This window comes from Streptomyces sp. NRRL S-495 (assembly GCF_000966955.1).
GTDB lineage: Bacteria > Actinomycetota > Actinomycetes > Streptomycetales > Streptomycetaceae > Kitasatospora > Kitasatospora purpeofusca.
Genome location: NZ_JZWY01000410.1, coordinates 1 through 17,560 on the forward strand (window position 1 = coordinate 1; position 17,560 = coordinate 17,560).

Genomic DNA, 17,560 nt, shown 5'->3' on the forward strand with positions numbered 1-17,560 from the left:
GTCGGGCGCCAACGCCCGGAGGTCACAGCGGAGTCGGTCGGCCGTTTCGCGCCCGTGGCGCCGGGCGGCGGACCGCAGATCGAGGTCGACATCGACCCGGGCGGCGGCACATGCCCCGGCCCAGTCCCCGGCGAGCCGCCGGGCTGTCGCAGTCTCGATGACCGAGGCCGGCACGGCGAACTCGCGCACGTGCAGCCAGAAGGAGAGTCGGGGGTCTCCGGTCGCGAGGTGAGCGCTCATCAGCACTCACCTTGCTTGGACCGGACCCCCACTTCGTGAGGAGCGGAAGTCGTCATCGGCCCGGAGCCTAGCCGCCCCCGGTGCCCGAGCGCCACAGATTTCGCGACCGGACCCGTTTCCCGCCCCTCGGCCNGACGCGCCCGCACGGTCCGTCAGGCGACCCGGCGGCCGGTGCGCGGAAGGCGTTCGGTCTCCGCCCGGGCCCGTGCCGCCGCGGCCCCGTCGGCCTGCGGAAGCCGTTCGGTCTCCGCTCCGGCCCGGGCTTCGGTCGCCGGCCCGGGCCCCGGCGGGGCCGCTTCGTCCGCGAGCAGCGGGATCCCGTTCCGCAGGCGCACCGCGCCGGGCAGGTCGAACCGGCGGCTGCGCTGGACGATCTTCTCCCGGTCCACCTTGAGTGTCCCGGTGACGGTGCAACTGCCGGCGCGCAGCGCCACCAGACGGGCCTGCCGGACCACCGCGACGATGCCCGCCAGCTCGATCACCAGCGTCAGCTCCATCCGGACCGAGCCGACCGTGGTGCCGTCGACGAGCAGATCGACACGCGGGCTGTTGGTCGAGGTGATGCGGTGGTTGGCGAGTGCCACCACCTCCTCCGACGCGGGGTCGGCCCGGGTGCGCCGGGCGGCCGCGGTCAGGGCGGTGTACCGGGACCAGCCGGCGGCGGCGAAACCGAACAGGTCGCGCCCGAGCTGGCGGTCCAGTGCGGTCGCCACCTCGCGCTCGACGGCCTGCCCGGCCGCGCCGGTCAGCCGCGGGACGCCGTGCAGCAGGGTGCCGACGGTGCCCTGCCCGCGCAGGGACTCGGCGAGCGTGTCGACGGCGCTGCCGGGTGTCTCCGTCCCGAACAGCAACAGGCGTGCGGTCGCCGGATCGGTGAGCGTGGCGGTGGTCATGGCTCCTCCTCGGTCGTTCCCCCCTCCTCGGTACCGGTCTCCCCGGCACGGATCTCCCCGCCGCCGGCCGTCCCGCCGCCTGGCGCCCCGCCGTCGGGCGTCTCCTCGACGCGGTGCGTGCCCGGATCCTCCCGGGACTCCAGCCTGACGGCGCGGCCGGGCCCGGCCGGGTCGTCCGTCTCGGTGACCAGCGGCCGCGGCGGCGCACCGGCCACCGGGGCGACCGCGACGTGCGCCGACGCCCAGTGCGGTCCCCGCCGCCGGCCGAGCACGTAGGTACCGGCGAGGGTGGCGAGCACCACGGCGCCGCCGGCCGTCGAGCCGACCACCAGCGCGGTGGGCGCCGCGTCGCCCCCGCCCGGCCCGGGAACCACAGAGGCGGCCAGCACCTCGAAGTCCGTGGACCCGGCCGTCTCCGGACGGTCCGGGCAGACGGCGCGCAGCCGGTAGTGCCCGGGCCGGGCGTCGTCCGCGATCCGCGTGGTCACCACGAACCCGCCGCCCGTCCCGGTGCCGGGGTGCTCCGGCGCCCGGGCAGGCGAAGCCGGTCCCGGTGAGCACGACCTGCTGCCCCGGTCGTGCGGCGCCCGGCCGTGCCCGCAGTACGGGCCCGGTGGTGGGCCCGGGGGTGGGCGACACGTCCGTCGGGTCCGGCGTCGGGCCGACGCTGCCGCCCCGGTCGACGGTGAACGTGGCCGTGGCCCGGCGCTCTGCCGCCGGTCCGCAGGAGGCCTCCACCGGGTGCGGGCCGGGCGCCGCACCGGCGGGCACGGTGACGCTCTGCTCGAAGGCGCCGTCGGAGGGCAGGGTCCGGCCCAGTTCACGCTGCTCCCAGCGCAGCACGACGGGCTCGTCGGCCGGGCAGTAGAACCCGGTGCCCCGGGCGGTGAACGCACGGCCGGCGGGCCCGCTCGCCGGGGTGAGGGCGAGGCTCTGCGGAGTGTCCGGGTCGACCACGAAGTCCCTGGCGACGGTCACGACGTCCGCCACCAGACCCGGTGCCCCGGGCGTCGGGACGTCCGGCTCCGGCGAGACGGGCGACCGGACGATCGGGCAGGTGGCACGGACCAGGTGCGGGCGCGGTTCGGCGTTCGCCGGGACGTCGACGAACCCCTGGAACTGTCCCTTCGCGTTGAGCGGCGCCGTCCCCGCAGGGGTGGTGTCCCAGAGCAACTGCACGGTCGCGGACGGGGACTTCGGCCCCGGGCGGCAGCTCGTGAACCCCGTCCCGTCGACCGTCACCCTGGTCCGCGGCGGCCCGTGGTCGGGGGACAGCGTCATCGAGGCCTGCGCCCACGCGGTCGGCGCGAGGAGCGCGCACAGCACCGCGACCACGGTGCCCAGCAGCACCGAGGTCAGGACGCGGCCCACCGCGCGTCCGGAACCCGCCGACACGGCCGACCGCCTACCGGTCGGCCCGGCCGGTCCCGGACCGGTCCACCGAGAAGCCGGCGGAACGGTGGGAATCGCCCTCGGGTAAGGAATGGTGCGGCTGTCGGGTCATCGCCGACCGTCCTTCCACGAACCTTCTCCTATCATCGCCCCGCACCCGCTCCCGCACCATGCCCGGGCGGGACAGGGGCAGGGACAGGGACAGGGAACAGGGCAGTTCCGGGACGGGACCCGTCCTACTGGCGCGCGGCGCGCCGGTAGTGGTCGAGGACGTCCTGGCGCAGCAGGCCCCCGAAGCCGGCGCCTTCGAGACGCAGGCCGAGCTGGGGCTCGGTGAGGCCGAGCGCGGTGGCGGCCGTCGGCAGGTGCCAGTCGTGGGCGGCGAGGCGGTCCAGCAGGTGGCCGCGCCGGACCTGGGCCTCGGAGAGGCGGAAGGTCTTGAGGTAGGCGAGTCGGCCGTGCTCGTCGGTGATCGCCTCGCCGATGTGGTTCTCCTGCTTGGGGCGGAACTCCGGCCGGAACCGGTCGAGGCGGAAACGGCCCAGGCGGCGCACGGTCCGCGCCCGGTAGTCCGGGTCCAGCAGGCCGCCGGCCATCGTGTCGTCGTGGAAGGCCGCCCAGGCGCGCTCCTGGCCGTCGACGGCCGCGCGCAGCTCGGCGGTCGAGTTGATCGGACCGGCCGTGCGCAGATCGGCCCGGAAGTCCGGGACGGGGCCGGACAGCAGGGCGTAGTGGTGGATCAGCTCGCCGAAGAGGTCGAGCAGCAGGGTCCGGTGCAGGGCGCGGTAGTCGTCGGGGTGCGGGACGACGAAGGCCGCGGCGAGCGCGTCGGCCACGTACACGACCAGGCCGCACTGGCCGGGGTGGATCTCGAAGACCCGCAGGGCGTCGGCGAGGCCGCGGACCCGGTCGCCTGCGTACGCCTCCTCGGCGCGCGGCGAGAGTCCGTGCCGCAGCGCGCGCTCGGAGTACTCCTCCCAGGCGATCGACGGGCCGCCGAAGTGCAGGGCGAGATAGCCCTCCAGGGCGAGGTGGAGCGGCAGGAAGCGCAGCCGGGTCCGGTTCTCGCGCTTGGCGATCCGGCGCGGCACCCGCACCCGGACCCGCTCGGGCGGGGTGCTCGCGGTGATGGCGGAGGGCGGGTCGAGCCGGGTGCCGTAGGCGGCGGCGGGGGTGCCGTCGCGGGTCCAGTCGGCGACGAAGCCGTGCGGGACGAAGGCGAGGTAGTCGGTGCGGCGGCCGACCGGGACGGCGGTGTACTCCGGCTCGTAGAGCTCCTGGTGGAGGCGGAGGTCCTCGATCGGCTCGGCGCGGACCAGGGGCACCAGGCGCACGCCGCCCCACACCTGGGCGGGGCGGGTGTCGAGGCCGGTGAGGTCGAGGCGGAACGCCGGGGCGGCCGGGGTGGTGGTCATCGGACGGTCTCCTCGGCGGTCTCGGTGCTCTCGGCGGCGGTGCTCCCGGTGGCGGTCTCGTCGGGACCGGTCGTACGGGCCACCGGGACGCGCACCGCGCCGTCCGCCGCCAGGAACCGCTCGGTGCGGGCGGCCAGGTGCGCCGTCAGCTCCGCGAGGTCCGTGCGGCCCTCGGCGAAGCGGGCGAACTCGACCAGGGCGGGCAGGTCCTCGGCGTCGCGCAGCCCGGCCGTCGGCACCGTCGGGGCGAGCCGTCGGACGTCGAAACCCTCCGCGTCGTACACCGGGTTGAGGTGCACGATGCTGGTCCGGTGCTCCGGGTCGAGTCGGGTGCGCCACACCCGCAGCACCTCGGCGGCCAGCCCCGGCGGGGCGTTGTCCCAGCCGTCGGAGACGATCACCAGCCGCTCGGGCGCGGTGTCCAGCGCGTCCAGGATGCGGCGCCCGAGCGGGGTCGGACCGGACGGGCGGGCGAGCAGCGCGTCGCCGCGACCGGAGGTCCACAGCGCCGTGTACTCGCCGGCCAGCGCCGCGAGCAGGAAGTGGCAGGCGAGCGCGGCGGCCAGCGGCCGGCGGCGCTTGACGCCCGAGCCGTACGCGGACCAGCTGTCGTCGAGCACGCCCCGCAGGGCGTCGGTCAGTTCGGCGCGGCGGGCGGTCCGGTCGGCGGGCGGCAGGCCCAGCACGTAGGAGGCGAGCCGGGTGAGCGGCATCCGGGCGAGGGCGGTGGCGTCGGCGGTGACGGCGGTGGCGCCGAGCGTGCGGGCGGACTCCTGGAGGCGCAGTCGCTCCAGGCCGGTCAGCCGCGGCTCGATCTTCTGCAGGAAGGCGGCCCGGGGGATGCCGTGGCGGTTCGCGAAGCCCTCCGCGACGGTGTACGGCAGTTCGTAGAGCGCGCCCTGCTCGTAGTGGGCGCGCCGCCAGGCGTCCAGCAGCGGCGCGGCGTACGCGGTGCGCCGGCGCGGGGCGTACAGGAAGTCGCCGGTCTCCTCCGCGACGGGGCGCAGATGGGTGTGGCGCAGCGCGAGCTTGAGGCCGGCGCGGTACTTGACGGCGTCGAGGGCCTGGTCGGGGCGGGCGGCGAGCCAGTCGCGCAGGATCGCCCGGGTGCGGCGGTTGTTGACCTTGGCGCGGCGCAGCTCGCCGATCAGCCGGTAGACCCGCTGCGGCGGCAGCAGCCGCAGTCGGCGGGCGATCAGCCGGCCCTCGGTGCGCCGCTGCTCGTCGGTGGCGTCGCGGGAGGTCTCCAGCAGGCGGCGGACGATCAGGGCGGCGTTGTGGTCGTTGATGTCGAGGGCGAGCGCGGCGGCATAGGGGCCGCGGTAGTTGACGAGCATGTACTCGTGCAGGAAGTCGAGCGAGAGCTGCTGCTCGGCGGCTCCGCTGTGGAACTCGCGCTGGCCGGTGCCGGTGATCGCGGCGTTGACGAACAGCAGCACGTCCTCGGCGGCGACGAGGTCCCCGTAGGTCTCCACAGTCCTGCCCGTCCCTGGGTTGTCGTAGGAGGACGGCCAGCCGGGGAATGGGGGTACGAGCTGCGAATCATTGCGTTAGAGGCACATTCCGGAAGTCGCACCGGAGTCCCGCGGCCGGCCGGAACGACAGTAACACCGGGTGGTGCGGGGGTCGCACCCGGTTTTCCGGCGGCCGCCCCCGCGCCACCCGGTGTGCAAGCGTGCCCCGTCAGGCCGGGGCGCCGCGCAGCTCCAGGGTGCAGCACTTCACACTGCCGCCCGCCTTCAGCAGCTCCGTGACGTCGATCCCGATCGGCTCGAAGCCCCGCGCCCGCAGCCGCGCCGCCAGCCCGACCGCGGCCTCCGGCAGCACCACCCGGCGGCCGTCCGAGACGGCGTTGAGGCCGAAGACGGCCGCGTCCTCGTCGGTGGCGAGCACGGCGTCCGGGTACAGCCCGGACAGGGTGCGGCGGCTCTCGGGCGAGAAGGCGGCCGGGTAGTACATGATCTCGTCGTGGTCGAGCACCGCGAGCGCGGTGTCCAGGTGGTAGTAGCGCGGGTCGACCAGCTCCAGGGTGACCACGGGGCGGCCGAGGACGCGCTCCGTCTCGGCGTGCGCCCGGCGGTCGGTGCGGAAGCCGGTGCCGGCCAGGATGCGGTCGCCGACCAGCAGGTAGTCGCCCTCGCCCTCGTTGGTGAACTCGGCCCGGTGCACCGCCCGGTAGCCGCGCGAACGGAACCACTCCACGTACGCCGGGGCCTCGTCCGCCCGCTCCTCGTGCCGGAACCGGGCGACCAGGGCGGTGCCGTCGACCACGGTCGCGCCGTTGGCCGCGAACACCATGTCGGGCAGGCCGGGCAGCGGCTCGATCAACTCGACCGTGTGGCCCAGCTCCTGGAACAGCGCGTACAGCTGCTCCCACTGGGCGACGGCGCGGTCGGCGTCGGTGGGCTTCGCCGGCTCCATCCACGGGTTGATCGAGTAGTCGACCGTGAAGTGCGTCGGACGGCACATCAGGTAGTGGCGCGGGCGGGCGGTACGGGACACGGGCGGTGGACTTCCTTCCGGCGGGGTGGTGCGGGAGGGGCCGGGCGGGTGCGGGGTGCGCCCCGTCGGTTGCCCCGAGCGTGCCGGGCGCGGCGATCGCGGACGTGGCCGCGACATGCACGGTGATCGGACGGCGGAGGTCCAGCCGGGGTCGGCGCACGGCGGGCGTCGGGGCAGGTCGGGGACGGCCCCGGGCCTCCCCGAGGGGTGCGCGCTCCACGACACGCGGGCAGGAACGTGCCTGCGCGGCCGGTGCGGGGCGCCGCGGTGGACTGGCCCGGCCGTACACGCCGCGTCGACGAGGAGACCGCACGATGGGGACCAGCACAGGAGCGGGCCCGGGCGCGGGCACGAGCATCGGAACAGGCACGGGAGCAGGCACGGGAACGGGCACGAGCATCGGAACAGGCGCGGGAACGGGGACGGCGTCGATGCGCGTGCTGGACACCTCCGGCGCGGCCTACCGCCGGGCGTTCGAACTGTTCCTCGCCGGCACGGACGAGAAGCCCCTCACCCACGCCCGGCTGACCGAGGTCGCCACCGGCCTGGACCGGCGCCGGGTGCTGCTGGACGTCGGCGCCGGCGAGGGCAGGACCACCGCCCACCTGGCGCGCTACTTCGAGCGCACGGTGGCGATCGAGCCCAGCGCGGCGATGCGCGAGCGGCTGCGCGCCGTCTGCCCGGAGGCCCTCGTCCTGCCGGACCCGATCGACGCGGCCGAACCGCCCGAGCCGGCCGACCTCGTCCACCTCTCCCACGTGCTCTACTACGTGCCGCCGGAGGACTGGCTGCGCACCGTCGGCCGGGTCCTGGACTGGGCGGCGCCCGGCGGGACGCTGCTGGTCGTGCTGCAGAACCCGGAGAGCCCCTGCATGCGGATGGCCGCGCACTTCACCGGCGTGCGCTACGACCTGCGGCCGCTCGCCGAGCAGTTGGCGGAACAGGGACCGGAGCACACGGTGGCCCTGGAGACCCTCGACCTGTACTACCGGACGGACCGGCTGGCGGAGGCGGTGGACGTCGCGGAGTTCATGGTGAACGTGGCCGACCTGGCCGTCCTGGACCGGCTGCCCGACCGGGACGAACTGACCGCCTACGTCGAGCGCCATTTCGCCCGGCCGGACGGCGGTTACGCCATCGGCCACACCCAGGACATGCTGACGGTCCGCCGCGCCCCGCGCTGACGGCGCCGCCCGGCCTCGGGGCTGTCGGGCCCGGGGCTTCGGCGCTGTCGGGCCCGGGGCGTTGAACTGTCAGGCCCAGGGCAGCGCCGAGCGCGTGCGCCAGTACTGCTCGGCCGGTTCGGCGAGCGGCGCGAGACCGGCCGACGCGGCGGCGTCGAGGGCGAGCCCGGCGGCGCCCAGGTTCGAGGCGAGCTGCTCGGTGGTGGCCGCGCCGGAGAGCACCACGTCCGCCCAGGGCTGCGCGGCGACGGCCGCCAGCGCGAGGGCGTCGCAGGAGGCGCCGGTCCGGGCGGCCAGTTCGCGTAGGGCGGCGGTGTCCGGACCGGTGGCGTTGCGGTCGGCGAGCCGGCCGTTGGCCATGCCCTCCTTGACCACGACGAGCAGGCCCGCCGCGTGCGCCTCGGCCAGCGCCGGTCCGGCCGAGGGCTCCAGCAGGTTCCAGGTCGACTGCACGGCGCCGAACAGCGGCCGGCCGTCCACCGTCACCGCCAGCGCCGCCCGGACCGCCGCCGCCTGCTCCGGGCCGCTGGTGGACAGGCCCACCCGCACGCCCTCGGCGGCCAGCGCGGCCAGCCGGGCGTGCAGCGCGGGGTCGGTGAGCGCGGGGCTGTCCGGCGTGACCGAGTGCACCAGGTAGACGTCCGGACGGCGGCCCAGCAGCGCGAGGCTCTCCCGCACCTGACGGTCGAAGACGGCCGTCGAGTGCTCCTTGACCTCGTGCACCGGCACGCCGGAGGCCCGCCAGTCGGCGGTGTACGTGTATCCCCACTTGCTGCCGACCGTCACCTCGGCCGCGGCCTGCGGCCGGGCGGCGAGCCAGGCGCCGAGGAACTCCTCCGCGCGGCCGTAGGAGCGGGCGGTGTCGAAGTAGCGCACACCGGCGGCGAAAGCGGCGTCGAGCAGGGCGTGGGTCCGCGCGCGCAGGGCGTCCACGGTGCGCTCGGCCGGGAGGTCGAGGTCGCGGCCGAGCGTGATGTACCCGGGCCGTCCGACGGCCGCGGTGCCCAAGCCGAACCGCGCGATCGACGGTCCGGACGGTCCGGACGTTTCAGCGGCGGCGTGGGCGGTCGGCATGGCGGGTCTCCATCGGCAGGTCGGCGGGTCGGCAGGGTCCGTCCCCACCGCACCCTATCGGCCCCGCCGCCTCCGACCGGCCCCCGACCGGCCCCTGACCTGCGCCGACAGCCCCCGGCGGCGCCCGCTCCCGGGCGGGTGCCTATGCTCCTGTGTCGAACGTGTCGGACGTGTCGAAGCAGGGACCACTGCGGGGAGGGCCGTCATGACCTACCGGATCGAGCGGATCGGCCGGACGGACACGGACTGGGAGCGGTTGCGGGAGGTGCGCCTCGCGCAGCTGCTGGACACCCCGATGGCCTTCCTGGAGACCTACGAGACGGCGCTCGCGCACGGTGACGAGGAGTGGCACTCCCGGATCCGCCGGGTCAACGAGCCCGGCAGCGTCGGTCTGGCGGCCGTGCACGAGGACGGCGCCGGGGGAGGGGAGTGGGTCGGGACGATGATCGGCTTCACGCCCGAGCCCGGGACGGCGCTGCTGGTCGGCGTCTGGGTCCACCCGGAGCACCGGGGCCGCGAGCGCGGGGTGACGGACACCATGCTGGACGCGATCATCGCGTGGGCCCGGGAGACGGGCGCGCGGCGCCTGCTGCTCACCGTGCACGAGGACAACGCCCGGGCCGCCGCCTTCTACCGGCGCCGGGGCTTCGAGCTCACCGGCGGCACCAAGCCCTACCCGCTGGACCCGGCCGCCCGCGAACTGGAGATGGCGCTGCCGCTGGTCTGACCGGACCCCGTCTCCTGCTCCCTTACTCCTTGTTGCTCCTTCACCCCGTCACCGACCGGGCCTCCTCGGCGCTGTGCGCGGAGGCGAAGGTGAACGCGCGCGGCGAGGGCCCGTGCGCCCTCAGCTCGGCCAGGCGCTCCAGCGCCTCGGTGACGCTCGGGCGGTGACCGGCGGGCACCCACCAGAGCACCAGGTGCGCCTCGACGTGCCGTGCGAACCATTCACGCCGGCGCCGCATCGCCTCCAAGTGCCCGCTGCGGTAGGCGAATTCCCACAGGGCTTCCTGGCTCTCCCACACCGACAGGTTGACGATGACGTTCTCGCCCGCCGGGCGCAGGCCGGTGGCGTCGTCCGTGCCGTCCTCGACGAGCCGCCAGACGAAGCCGGGCGTCCCGTCGGCGGCGGCGTTGACCGGGTCGAGCAGTTCGACGAACGGTGCGATTCGAGGGTCGTCGATCGGGTGGAGCAGCGTGGCGACGTTGAGTTGGGCGAGCTGGGCGGGCAGATCGTGCGCGGCAGGCTGGGACGAGGTCATGCCTCATCCCAGCACGGCCCGAGTTTCTATGTCAATCATCATTGTTTTTAGAAGCCTCGACCACCACGCAGCACTCGCCCGGCCGGGCGTCCATCCGGGCGCGGACCGGACCGTCCGTCCCCAACAGCCCCTCCAGCAGCGCTAGGTTCATGCCGCAGACGAGCGGCGGGAACTGCTCCGCGACGGCGTGGAACGGGCAGTTGCGCATCCGGACCGCCGTCGCGCCCGCCCTGCCGTCGTCGGCAGTGCCCTCGCTGCGCACCGGATAAGGCTCGTAGCCGCGCGCGGCCAGCAGCTCCATCGCCCGGTCGAGGTCGCCGCAGGGCGCCTCCGCTCCGCGCAGCGCCTCCCCCCGGCGGCGCGCGGCCTCGTGCAGCGCGAGGTCCAGCCCGGCCGCCTCGGCCGCCCCGGCGAGCAGTTCGGCGGCGGTGCGGTAGTCGCGGGCGGGCAGCGACACCGCGTGTTCGGCGCGCGCCCGGGTGTACACCTTGGCGGGCCGGCCCGCCCCCGGGCCCGAGCGGCCGGTCAGCCGACGGCTGCCGCTCTCCAGCAGTCCGGCCTCGGCGAGCTTGTCGAGATGGTGCGCGGCGAGCGTGCGGGTCACCCCCGTGCCCTCGGCGGCCTCGTTCCGGCCGACCTCACGGCCCTGCGTCACCACGTACTCGTACAGTCGGCGCCGCACTGGGTCCTGCAGCACCGCGATCGCGTCGATGTCCTCCATCCGCCCATTCTAAGAACAACGCGGATCGCCGTTAGAAGCCTGCCCGTCGGACGCCCGGCCTTTCGGCCCCGCCGCCTCAGGCGTAGTGGCCGCCGGTGACGTCCGGCAGCGGGTCCGCCACCGCGTCCAGCAGCTGCGGCCCGTCGTTGCGGACGCTGTTCACGGTGGTCGCGACCGGTCGCACCAGCAGGTCGCCCGTCGGTGCGTGCAGCAGGCCGCGGACCTCGGCGGGGTCGGTGACGCTCGGGTCGAGCCAGGCGTCCAGGGTGTCGGCGGTGAGGGTGACCGGCATCCGGTCGTGGATCCGGCCGGCCGCGTCGGTCGCCTCGGTGGTCAGCACGGTGCAGGTCACCAGCCATGCGTCCGCGTCCTCGGGGGCCGTGCGGTCGCGCCAGAACTCGTACAGCCCGGCCATCAGCAGCAGGCCGCCGTCCGGCCGGTGGAGGTAGTAGGGCTGCTTGTAGCCCTTGCGCCCGTCCGTCGCCGGTACCGGCCGCCACTCGAAGTACCCGTCGGCGGGCACCACGCAGCGCCGTTCCTTGAACGCCTTGCGGAACGCCGGCTTCTCGGCGGCCGTCTCCACCCGCGCGTTGATCATCCGTGCGCCGGAGCCCGGATCCTTCGACCAGGACGGGACCAGCCCCCAGCGCAGCGACCGCACCTGGCGCGTGATCTCCCCGGTCTCCCGGTCGACCCGTTCCAGCACGCTCGCCACCTCGTCGGTCGGCGCGACGTTCCACGACGGCGCGAGCGCCTCCGCCGTCGGCCAGAGCGAGGCGCGCAGCAGCTCCGCCAGGTCGGGCGGGGTGGTGGTGGAGACGAATCGACCGCACATGCGCCTCATCCTGCCCCCACCGGACCCCGCCCGTCACGCATCCCGCGCGTCACGCATCACCCCGACCCCGGCCGCCGTCCCAAGATCATCGGGCGGTAGGCTCCACCCGCAACACGACGCGAAGGGAAGCCAGTGGCGCGGGTTGCGGTGATCGGTGGCGGTATCGGCGGCCTGGGGGTCGCGCTCATGCTCGGACGACGGGGGCACGCCGTCACGCTGTTCGAGCAGGACACGCGGGAAGCCGGGGAGGACCTGCACCGGGACTTCTTCCACTGGGACCGTCCCCGCGTCCCGCAGGCCGTCCAGCCGCACTCCCTGCTCGCACCGGTACGCACGGTGCTGCACGCCGAGGCGCCCGACGTCTACGCGGACCTGCTGGCGCGCGGCGCCCGGGAGTACCACGAGTTCGACTGGTTCGACGAGCATCCGCCGCACCGGGACGGCGACGAGGAGCTGGTGACCCTCCGCACCCGCCGGATCGTGCTGGAGGCCGCGCTGGCCTCGGCCGTGCGGCGGGAGCCCACCGTCGACGTGCGGCGCGGATGCCGGGTCGACGGCCTCACCTTCGCGCCGGGCCGCCCCGCCCGGGTCACCGGCGTCGCGGTCGGCGCGGACACCCACCCGGCGGACCTGGTCGTCGACGCGGCCGGCCGTCGCTCCCCGGTCCCCGGGATGCTCGTCGCGGCGGGGTGCCGTCCGCCCGTGGTCGAGAGCCACCGCGCCGGGATCGCCTACCTCTGCCGCTGGTACCGCGTGCGGGAGGACGGCCCCGCGACCCGGGCCGGCTGCGGAACGGCTCGTCCGCGCCGTTCGCGCTCGCCGGCGTCTTCCCCTCCGACAACGACACCTTCGCGGTGAACGTGGTGGTCTCCACCGCCGACCCGAGCCGGGGCGCGCTCACCGACCCCGCCGTGTTCGAGGCCGTCGCCCGCAGCTTCCCCGCCACCGCCGCCTGGCTCGACCTGGCCGCCGAACCGCTGTCGGACGTCCTGGCGATGGCCGGCCTGGACAACCGCTGGACCTCCCTCGTCGACGCCGAGGGCCCCGTCGTCACCGGCCTGGTCAACGCCGGGGACAGCCTCGTCCACACCAACCCGACGCTCGGCCACGGCGCGGCCCTCGGCCTGCGCGCCGCCCAGTACCTCGCCGGCCACGTCGAGCAGACGGTGGCGGACCCGGGCGGCTACCAGGTGCGGCACCTGCTGCGGACGCCCGGCGAGGCCTACGCGACCGACGAGGTCGACCGCAGCGTCACCGCCTGGCTGGCCGCCCGCCCGGACTTCGAGCCGGCGCACGACGGCCCGACCCGCGCCCAGTGGGACGCCCTCGTCCCGGCCTGACGGCCACCTCCCGGTCGGACATCGGTTCGAGCGGTGCGCGAACGGCCGGTGCGCCCGAAGGAGCCGCGAGGCCCCCTGTTAGCCTCTTCGGCATGATCATGATGAAGCGGGGGGCCGGGCGGAAGGTGTCCGAGGAGTCGGAGGCCGGTCCGCAACGGGCCCTGATCGCCTCCAGTTTCGTCAACCGGGTGGGCAACGGCCTCTTCAACGCCGCGTCCGTCCTCTACTTCACGCTCGTGGTGCACCTGCCCGCCACCCAGGTCGGGGCGGGCCTGACGATCGCCGGCCTCTGCGGCCTGGCGGCCGGCATCCCGGCGGGCAACCTGGCCGACCGCTACGGGCCGCGCGTGGTCTCCCTGGCCTCCCTCGCCGTCCAGGCCGTATCCATGACGGCCTTCGTCCTCATCGACAGCTGGCTCGCCTTTGTCCTGCTCGCCACCGTGGAACGGCTGGCCGCCTCGGCGGGCGGCGCCGCGGGCGGCGCGCTCATCGCCAGGGCCGGCGGCGATCGTCCCGCCGCGTTCCGGGCCAGGCTCCGGACCTACGTCAACCTCGGCGTGGTCATGGGCACCCTGGGCGCGGGTGTCGCCCTCCAGATCGACACCCGCGCCGCCTACACCGCGCTGATCCTCGCCAACGCCGCCAGCTTCGCCGGCGCCGCACTGATCGTCCTGCTCGGCGTCCCCGCCTACCCGCCGCTGCCCCGGCCCGAGCAGCACCGCCAGTGGTCGGTCCTGGCCGACCGGCCGTACGTGTCCTTCGTCGCCCTCTACAGCGCCATGGGCCTGCAGTACCAGACCGTTGCGCTGCTCCTGCCGATCTGGCTCAGCGCCCACACCGACGCACCGCGCTGGACCGTGGCGGCGGTCTACGCGATGAACAGCGGCGTCTGCGTGCTGTTCCAGAGCAGGCTCGGCTCCAAGGTGGAGACCCCGCGTCAGGGCGGGCGCGCCTTCCGCCTCGCCGGCCTCATGTTCCTGCTCAGCTGCCCCCTGATGGCACTGACGGCCGACGTCCCCGCCTGGGTGGCGCCGGTGCTCGCCGTGCTCGCGGTGGTCCTCCACAGCATCGGCGAGGTGTGGGAGTCCTCGGCCGGCTACGCCCTCGGCTTCGGCCTCGCGCCCGACCACGCCCAGGGCCAGTACCAGGGCCTGCTCGGCCTCGGCTTCAACGCGGGCCAGGCCCTCGCCCCGCTGGTCCTGACCGGCGCCGTCCTCGGCCTCGGCCACACGGGCTGGCTGCTCCTCGGCCTCTTCTTCGCCGCCCTGGGCGCCGCCGCCCCGCCGCTGGCCGGCTGGGCCGAGCGCACCCGCCCGGCGCCCCCGGCCCCCGACGTCCCTGCCGAGGCCGACGCCCCCGACCGGCTCAGCTCGTGACCGCCTCCGCGATCCGCCGGGCGGCCTGGGCGGGTGTGAGGTGCGTGGTGTCGACGACCTCGGCCTCCGCGTGCAGCCAGGTGCGGGCCGCCTCGGCGTAGGGCTCCAGGTGCCTGAGGCGGAACGGCGAGGGGCCGCCGAGCACGGTGTCCCCCTCGATCCGCCCGCGCAGGGTGTCCTGGTCGGCGTGGAGGACGAAGTGCCTTACGGGGATGCCGTGGTGGGCCAGACCCGCCGCGATCTCGCGCCAGTACCGCTCGACCAGGACGGTCATCGGCATCACCAGCGTGCCCCCGGTGTAGTCGAGCACCCGCCGGGCGGTCTCCACCACGAGCGGCCTCCACGGCGGCCAGTGCTGGAAGTTGTCCGTCCTGGGCAGCCCCGGCGTGATGTCCATGAGCGTCTCGCCGACCTTCTCGGCGTCGAACACCCGCGAATCCGGGATCAGTGGCTGCACCAGCGCGGCCGTCGTCGTCTTGCCCGCACCGTGGGTGCCGTTGAGCCATACGATCATGCACCCGATCCTAGAGCGCGAACGCTGCCGGGGCCGGTCCCTCCGTCCGGGGTGCCAAGTCCCGGACGGTCCCCACCCGGTGTTCCGGGACTCCGTCCGGGTTCGGGTCCGTCAGCTGTCCCCGACGGGCCGGAGATGGGCGTCCAGGAAGGCCCGGACGCCCGCCCCGTCGGTCGCCTCCGTCGTGGTGGCCACCGCTTCGCCGTCCAGGACGAGCACGAAGGTCGGCGCGCCCAGCACCCCGTACCGTGCGGTGGCCGCCGGGCAGCGCACGATGTCGGTGCGGACGACGGCGACGCGGCCCGCGTACTCGCGGGCCACGTCCTTGATCACCGGTTCCAGGTCCTTGCAGGCGGCGGCCCACACGCCCCAGAAGTACGCGAGCACCGGACCGTCGACGTGCGCGAGCACGAAGTCGAATTCCGCGTCCTCCTTGGGATGGTGCACCCCGACTGCTGCCATGCGGTCTTCTCCTTCGTCGTCGCGACCGGCTCGCTCGCCGCCCCATTCTCCCTGGTCGGCGCTCCGCCGGCGGCACCCGTGCCTCGGAGCCCGGGCGCGGGCCGTCGGCCGCCCGCAACGGACTCGTCGCCGGAAGCCGGGGCCCCGGCCTGCCGCCGAGTGCCTCCTCTTCCCCTCGCCTATGTCCTTCCGCGGCACCCCGCGAGGAGGGCGGCGACCATCCGTGCCACCTCGTCCCGGCCGTAATCGGGGCCGGTGATGGACAGGTTGCCGATGGCGCGCATCAACGTGTAGGCGGTGATGCCGGGTTCGAGTTCGCCGGCGGCCGCGCAGGCGTCCAGGAGTGTCGCGCAGGCGGGGACCAGGGTGTCGAGCATCAGGGCGTGGAGGTTCTCCAGCCCCGGGTCGCCGGACCCCAGCGCCGCGCCGAGGCCGTGCTTGGTCACGAGGAACTCCACGAACGCGTCCGCCCAGCGGGTCAGGGCGGTGAACGGGGAGTCCGACTCCTCCAGCAGCCGGGGCGCGAGCGCGGCGCAGGTGTCGATCTGGTGCCGGTAGACGGCGGTGACGAGGTCGGCCCGGGTCGGGAAGTTCCGGTAGAGCGTGCCGACGCCGACGCCGGCGCGTTCGGCGATGTCCCGGACGGGGGCCTGGACGCCCTGCTCCACGAAGACCGCCGCGGCGGCCGCCAGCACGCCGTCGCGGGTGCGCCGGGCCTGCGCCTGGCGTACTCCGACCGGTTCGGGCACGGGCTTCTCCTTTACTCGCGGAACAACGTTCCGCTAGATTGGCGGAACGCTGCTCCGCCAAATTATGGCAGAGCCTTCCCCTGGCGAAAGCGCAGGTCCCCCATGCCCGTCCGCCCTCTCGAACAGCGGATCGTCTCGGTCAAGCCCATCGCCGTCCCCGCACCCGGCCGCGGCGTCGAGCTGCAGGTGAAGGTCACCGCCCCGGTGGCGGGCCGGGACCTTCCCGTCCTCGTGTTCTCCCACGGCAACGCCTGGTCCCTCGACGGGTACGAGCCCCTCGTCGACCGCTGGGCCGCGGCCGGATTCGTCGTCGTGCAGCCCACCCACCTGGACTCCCGCCGCAACGGCATCGGCTGGGAGGACCCGCGCTTCGCCACCGTCTGGCGGGTGCGGATCGCCGACCTCCACGCGGTCCTCGACCATCTCGGCGACATCCTTCTCCAGGCGGGCGGCCTGGAGGCCCGGGTCGACCGTGGACGGATCGCGGTCGTCGGCCACTCCTGGGGCGCCCAGACGGCCGGCGCGCTCCTCGGCGCGCGCGTGCTCGACGCCGACGGCGTTCCCGGCGAGGACTTCNGCGAGGACTTCTCCCACCCCGCGGTCGCGGCCGGCGCGCTGATCGCGGCGACCGGAACCGGTGACACGCTCACCCCGTTCGCCGTCGAGCACCTTCCGTTCATGAGGCCGGACTACTCCACCATGACCGTCCCCACCCTGGTCGTCGCGGGCGGCAAGGACCGGTCGCGGCTCTCCACCCGGGGGCCGGACTGGTTCACCGACGCCTACCACCTCGGCCCGTCCCCGAAGAGCCTGCTCGCCGTCGCCGACGGTGAGCACACCATGGGCGGCATCGCCGGCGAGGCGGTCGCCGAGACCACCGACGAGGACCCCGCCCGCGTCGCCCTCGTCGCCGATGCGATCTCCGCCTACCTCCTCGATGCGCTCAAGGTCGACGGCACCGCCTGGAGTGCCTTCAACGACGCTGCCACCGAAGGCACATGGAGCATCTCCGGCAAGTGAACCCGACCGGCCCGGCCCGGGCCCTGCGCCCCGGCCCTACGCCACGGCCCTGCGCCACGGCCCCTACGTCCCGGCCTGCTGGTAGAGCGTCACCAGGAGGCCGTGCACCGGCTCGCCCTCCGGACCCTCCTCCGCCTCGTCGACCAGTTCGGCCAGCGCCTTGGCGAGCCGGGCCGCCTTGGCCGGGCTGAGCCGGATGTGGCGCAGGGTCAGGAGATGGTCGACGGGGGAGCGCTCCAACTCCTGGGCGACGGCGCCGAACAGCGCGGCCGTTCCCTCGGCCCGGGGCCGTGCGATGACGAGCCGCTCGGCGGTCCGCCGGTAGTACCTCTCGGTGCCGCCGCGGACCTGCCGCGTTCCCGCCTCCTGGATCAGCCCCGCCTCGGACAGCACCCCGAGGTGGTGGGAGACGCTGCCCTTGTTCACTCCCAGCTGCGCGGCGAGCCGACTGATCGTCGACGGCCGGCCGCTGAGGGCGAACAGCAGGCGCTGGCGCGTGGGGTGGGCGAGTGCGGTGTGCTGCAGGGGCGTGCTGATCCGCTGGACGCTGTCGTCCGGTTGTTGGCTCACCGGATCAAGCG

Annotated in this window: 18 protein-coding genes and 2 pseudogenes; 6 read left to right on the plus strand and 14 right to left on the minus strand. The window is 74.9% G+C overall.

The window, feature by feature from the left end:
• The 3 genes and pseudogenes from VR45_RS21615 to VR45_RS45790 all read right to left on the minus strand — a co-directional run.
• A pseudogene (locus VR45_RS21615) lies at nt 1-240 on the minus strand (hypothetical protein); the annotation flags it as partial.
• A 152-nt stretch (nt 241-392) separates the two neighbouring features.
• Entirely contained in the window at nt 393-1,133 is a 741-nt protein-coding gene (locus VR45_RS21620; protein WP_045941454.1) for a hypothetical protein, read from the minus strand.
• Nucleotides 1,130-1,621, minus strand: a complete 492-nt coding sequence (locus VR45_RS45790) for a hypothetical protein (protein WP_159394299.1) — start codon at nt 1,619-1,621, stop codon at nt 1,130-1,132. The genes VR45_RS21620 and VR45_RS45790 overlap by 4 nt, the downstream gene beginning before the upstream one ends.
• 569 nt (nt 1,622-2,190) lie before the next feature.
• On the opposite strand from VR45_RS45790, the gene VR45_RS21630 reads away from it, so the two are divergent.
• Nucleotides 2,191-2,613: a hypothetical protein gene (locus VR45_RS21630; RefSeq protein ID WP_159394300.1), complete on the plus strand. Its 423-nt coding sequence runs from the start codon at nt 2,191-2,193 to the stop codon at nt 2,611-2,613.
• 148 nt (nt 2,614-2,761) lie between these two features.
• On the opposite strand, the gene VR45_RS21635 is transcribed toward VR45_RS21630, so the two are convergent.
• The 3 genes from VR45_RS21635 to ddaH form a co-directional block, all read right to left on the minus strand.
• Nucleotides 2,762-3,940 carry a hypothetical protein gene (locus VR45_RS21635; RefSeq protein ID WP_045941457.1) on the minus strand — a complete coding sequence of 393 codons (1,179 nt, stop codon included), beginning with the start codon at nt 3,938-3,940 and terminating at the stop codon, nt 2,762-2,764.
• Nucleotides 3,937-5,415 carry a hypothetical protein gene (locus tag VR45_RS21640; RefSeq protein ID WP_234326068.1) on the minus strand — a complete coding sequence of 493 codons (1,479 nt, stop codon included), beginning with the start codon at nt 5,413-5,415 and terminating at the stop codon, nt 3,937-3,939. Before VR45_RS21640 ends, VR45_RS21635 begins: the two co-directional genes overlap by 4 nt.
• A gap of 208 nt (nt 5,416-5,623) precedes the next feature.
• Nucleotides 5,624-6,442, minus strand: a complete 819-nt coding sequence (gene ddaH / locus VR45_RS21645) for a dimethylargininase (protein WP_045941458.1) — start codon at nt 6,440-6,442, stop codon at nt 5,624-5,626.
• 431 nt (nt 6,443-6,873) lie between these two features.
• Here ddaH and VR45_RS21650 point away from each other — a divergent pair, with 431 nt between their 5' ends.
• Nucleotides 6,874-7,626 (plus strand): class I SAM-dependent methyltransferase, encoded by a 753-nt coding sequence (locus tag VR45_RS21650; RefSeq protein ID WP_045941459.1) that lies wholly within the window; start codon nt 6,874-6,876, stop codon nt 7,624-7,626.
• Nucleotides 7,627-7,695: 69 nt separating this feature from the next.
• Here the strand turns inward: VR45_RS21650 and VR45_RS21655 are convergent, their stop codons facing one another.
• A complete protein-coding gene (locus tag VR45_RS21655; protein ID WP_045941460.1) occupies nt 7,696-8,700 on the minus strand; it encodes an aldo/keto reductase in 1,005 nt (334 codons plus the stop codon).
• A 205-nt stretch (nt 8,701-8,905) separates the two neighbouring features.
• Between VR45_RS21655 and VR45_RS21660 the strand changes: the two genes are divergently transcribed.
• A complete protein-coding gene (locus VR45_RS21660) occupies nt 8,906-9,427 on the plus strand; it encodes a GNAT family N-acetyltransferase (RefSeq protein ID WP_045941461.1) in 522 nt (173 codons plus the stop codon).
• 40 nt (nt 9,428-9,467) lie between these two features.
• Here the strand turns inward: VR45_RS21660 and VR45_RS21665 are convergent, their stop codons facing one another.
• From VR45_RS21665 to VR45_RS21675, 3 genes are all read right to left on the minus strand, one after another.
• Nucleotides 9,468-9,962 (minus strand): DUF3291 domain-containing protein, encoded by a 495-nt coding sequence (locus VR45_RS21665; RefSeq protein WP_045941462.1) that lies wholly within the window; start codon nt 9,960-9,962, stop codon nt 9,468-9,470.
• Nucleotides 9,963-9,993: 31 nt separating this feature from the next.
• Nucleotides 9,994-10,683 carry a helix-turn-helix domain-containing protein gene (locus VR45_RS21670; RefSeq protein WP_045941463.1) on the minus strand — a complete coding sequence of 230 codons (690 nt, stop codon included), beginning with the start codon at nt 10,681-10,683 and terminating at the stop codon, nt 9,994-9,996.
• A 76-nt stretch (nt 10,684-10,759) separates the two neighbouring features.
• The gene (locus tag VR45_RS21675) at nt 10,760-11,518 is read right to left on the minus strand and encodes an SOS response-associated peptidase (RefSeq protein ID WP_045941464.1); all 759 of its coding nucleotides are present in this window, start codon (nt 11,516-11,518) and stop codon (nt 10,760-10,762) included.
• Nucleotides 11,519-11,704: 186 nt separating this feature from the next.
• Between VR45_RS21675 and VR45_RS21680 the strand changes: the two are divergent.
• Nucleotides 11,705-12,858: pseudogene (locus VR45_RS21680) on the plus strand (FAD-dependent oxidoreductase).
• A gap of 92 nt (nt 12,859-12,950) precedes the next feature.
• Entirely contained in the window at nt 12,951-14,234 is a 1,284-nt protein-coding gene (locus VR45_RS21685) for an MFS transporter (protein WP_234326069.1), read from the plus strand.
• Here the strand turns inward: VR45_RS21685 and VR45_RS21690 are convergent.
• The 3 genes from VR45_RS21690 to VR45_RS21700 form a co-directional block, all read right to left on the minus strand.
• Nucleotides 14,224-14,748, minus strand: coding sequence for an AAA family ATPase (locus VR45_RS21690; protein ID WP_045941465.1), 525 nt, complete (start codon nt 14,746-14,748; stop codon nt 14,224-14,226). The two genes, VR45_RS21685 and VR45_RS21690, sit on opposite strands and share 11 nt — an antisense overlap.
• A gap of 111 nt (nt 14,749-14,859) precedes the next feature.
• The gene (locus VR45_RS21695; protein ID WP_045941466.1) at nt 14,860-15,210 is read right to left on the minus strand and encodes a thioredoxin domain-containing protein; all 351 of its coding nucleotides are present in this window, start codon (nt 15,208-15,210) and stop codon (nt 14,860-14,862) included.
• A gap of 179 nt (nt 15,211-15,389) precedes the next feature.
• Nucleotides 15,390-15,959 carry a TetR/AcrR family transcriptional regulator gene (locus tag VR45_RS21700; protein WP_045941467.1) on the minus strand — a complete coding sequence of 190 codons (570 nt, stop codon included), beginning with the start codon at nt 15,957-15,959 and terminating at the stop codon, nt 15,390-15,392.
• A 102-nt stretch (nt 15,960-16,061) separates the two neighbouring features.
• Here VR45_RS21700 and VR45_RS21705 point away from each other — a divergent pair, with 102 nt between their 5' ends.
• Complete coding sequence (locus VR45_RS21705) at nt 16,062-16,979, plus strand: chlorophyllase (protein WP_045941468.1); 918 nt, start codon at nt 16,062-16,064, stop codon at nt 16,977-16,979.
• A gap of 63 nt (nt 16,980-17,042) precedes the next feature.
• On the opposite strand, the gene VR45_RS21710 is transcribed toward VR45_RS21705, so the two are convergent.
• Nucleotides 17,043-17,549, minus strand: coding sequence for a winged helix-turn-helix domain-containing protein (locus tag VR45_RS21710; protein ID WP_045941469.1), 507 nt, complete (start codon nt 17,547-17,549; stop codon nt 17,043-17,045).
• Nucleotides 17,550-17,560 lie beyond the last annotated feature (11 nt).

Excerpts from the sequence above, each read along its gene's own strand:
- VR45_RS21635 (WP_045941457.1), bottom strand. The coding sequence starts at position 3,940 with ATGACCACCACCCCGGCCGCCCCGGCGTTCCGCCTCGACCTCACCGGC.
- VR45_RS21620 (WP_045941454.1), bottom strand. The coding sequence starts at position 1,133 with ATGACCACCGCCACGCTCACCGATCCGGCGACCGCACGCCTGTTGCTG.
- VR45_RS21690 (WP_045941465.1), bottom strand. The coding sequence starts at position 14,748 with ATGATCGTATGGCTCAACGGCACCCACGGTGCGGGCAAGACGACGACG.
- VR45_RS21665 (WP_045941462.1), bottom strand. The coding sequence starts at position 9,962 with ATGACCTCGTCCCAGCCTGCCGCGCACGATCTGCCCGCCCAGCTCGCC.
- VR45_RS21650 (WP_045941459.1), top strand. The coding sequence starts at position 6,874 with ATGCGCGTGCTGGACACCTCCGGCGCGGCCTACCGCCGGGCGTTCGAA.
- VR45_RS21695 (WP_045941466.1), bottom strand. The coding sequence starts at position 15,210 with ATGGCAGCAGTCGGGGTGCACCATCCCAAGGAGGACGCGGAATTCGAC.
- VR45_RS21685 (WP_234326069.1), top strand. The coding sequence starts at position 12,951 with ATGATCATGATGAAGCGGGGGGCCGGGCGGAAGGTGTCCGAGGAGTCG.
- VR45_RS21655 (WP_045941460.1), bottom strand. The coding sequence starts at position 8,700 with ATGCCGACCGCCCACGCCGCCGCTGAAACGTCCGGACCGTCCGGACCG.
- VR45_RS21660 (WP_045941461.1), top strand. The coding sequence starts at position 8,906 with ATGACCTACCGGATCGAGCGGATCGGCCGGACGGACACGGACTGGGAG.
- VR45_RS21675 (WP_045941464.1), bottom strand. The coding sequence starts at position 11,518 with ATGTGCGGTCGATTCGTCTCCACCACCACCCCGCCCGACCTGGCGGAG.
- VR45_RS21670 (WP_045941463.1), bottom strand. The coding sequence starts at position 10,683 with ATGGAGGACATCGACGCGATCGCGGTGCTGCAGGACCCAGTGCGGCGC.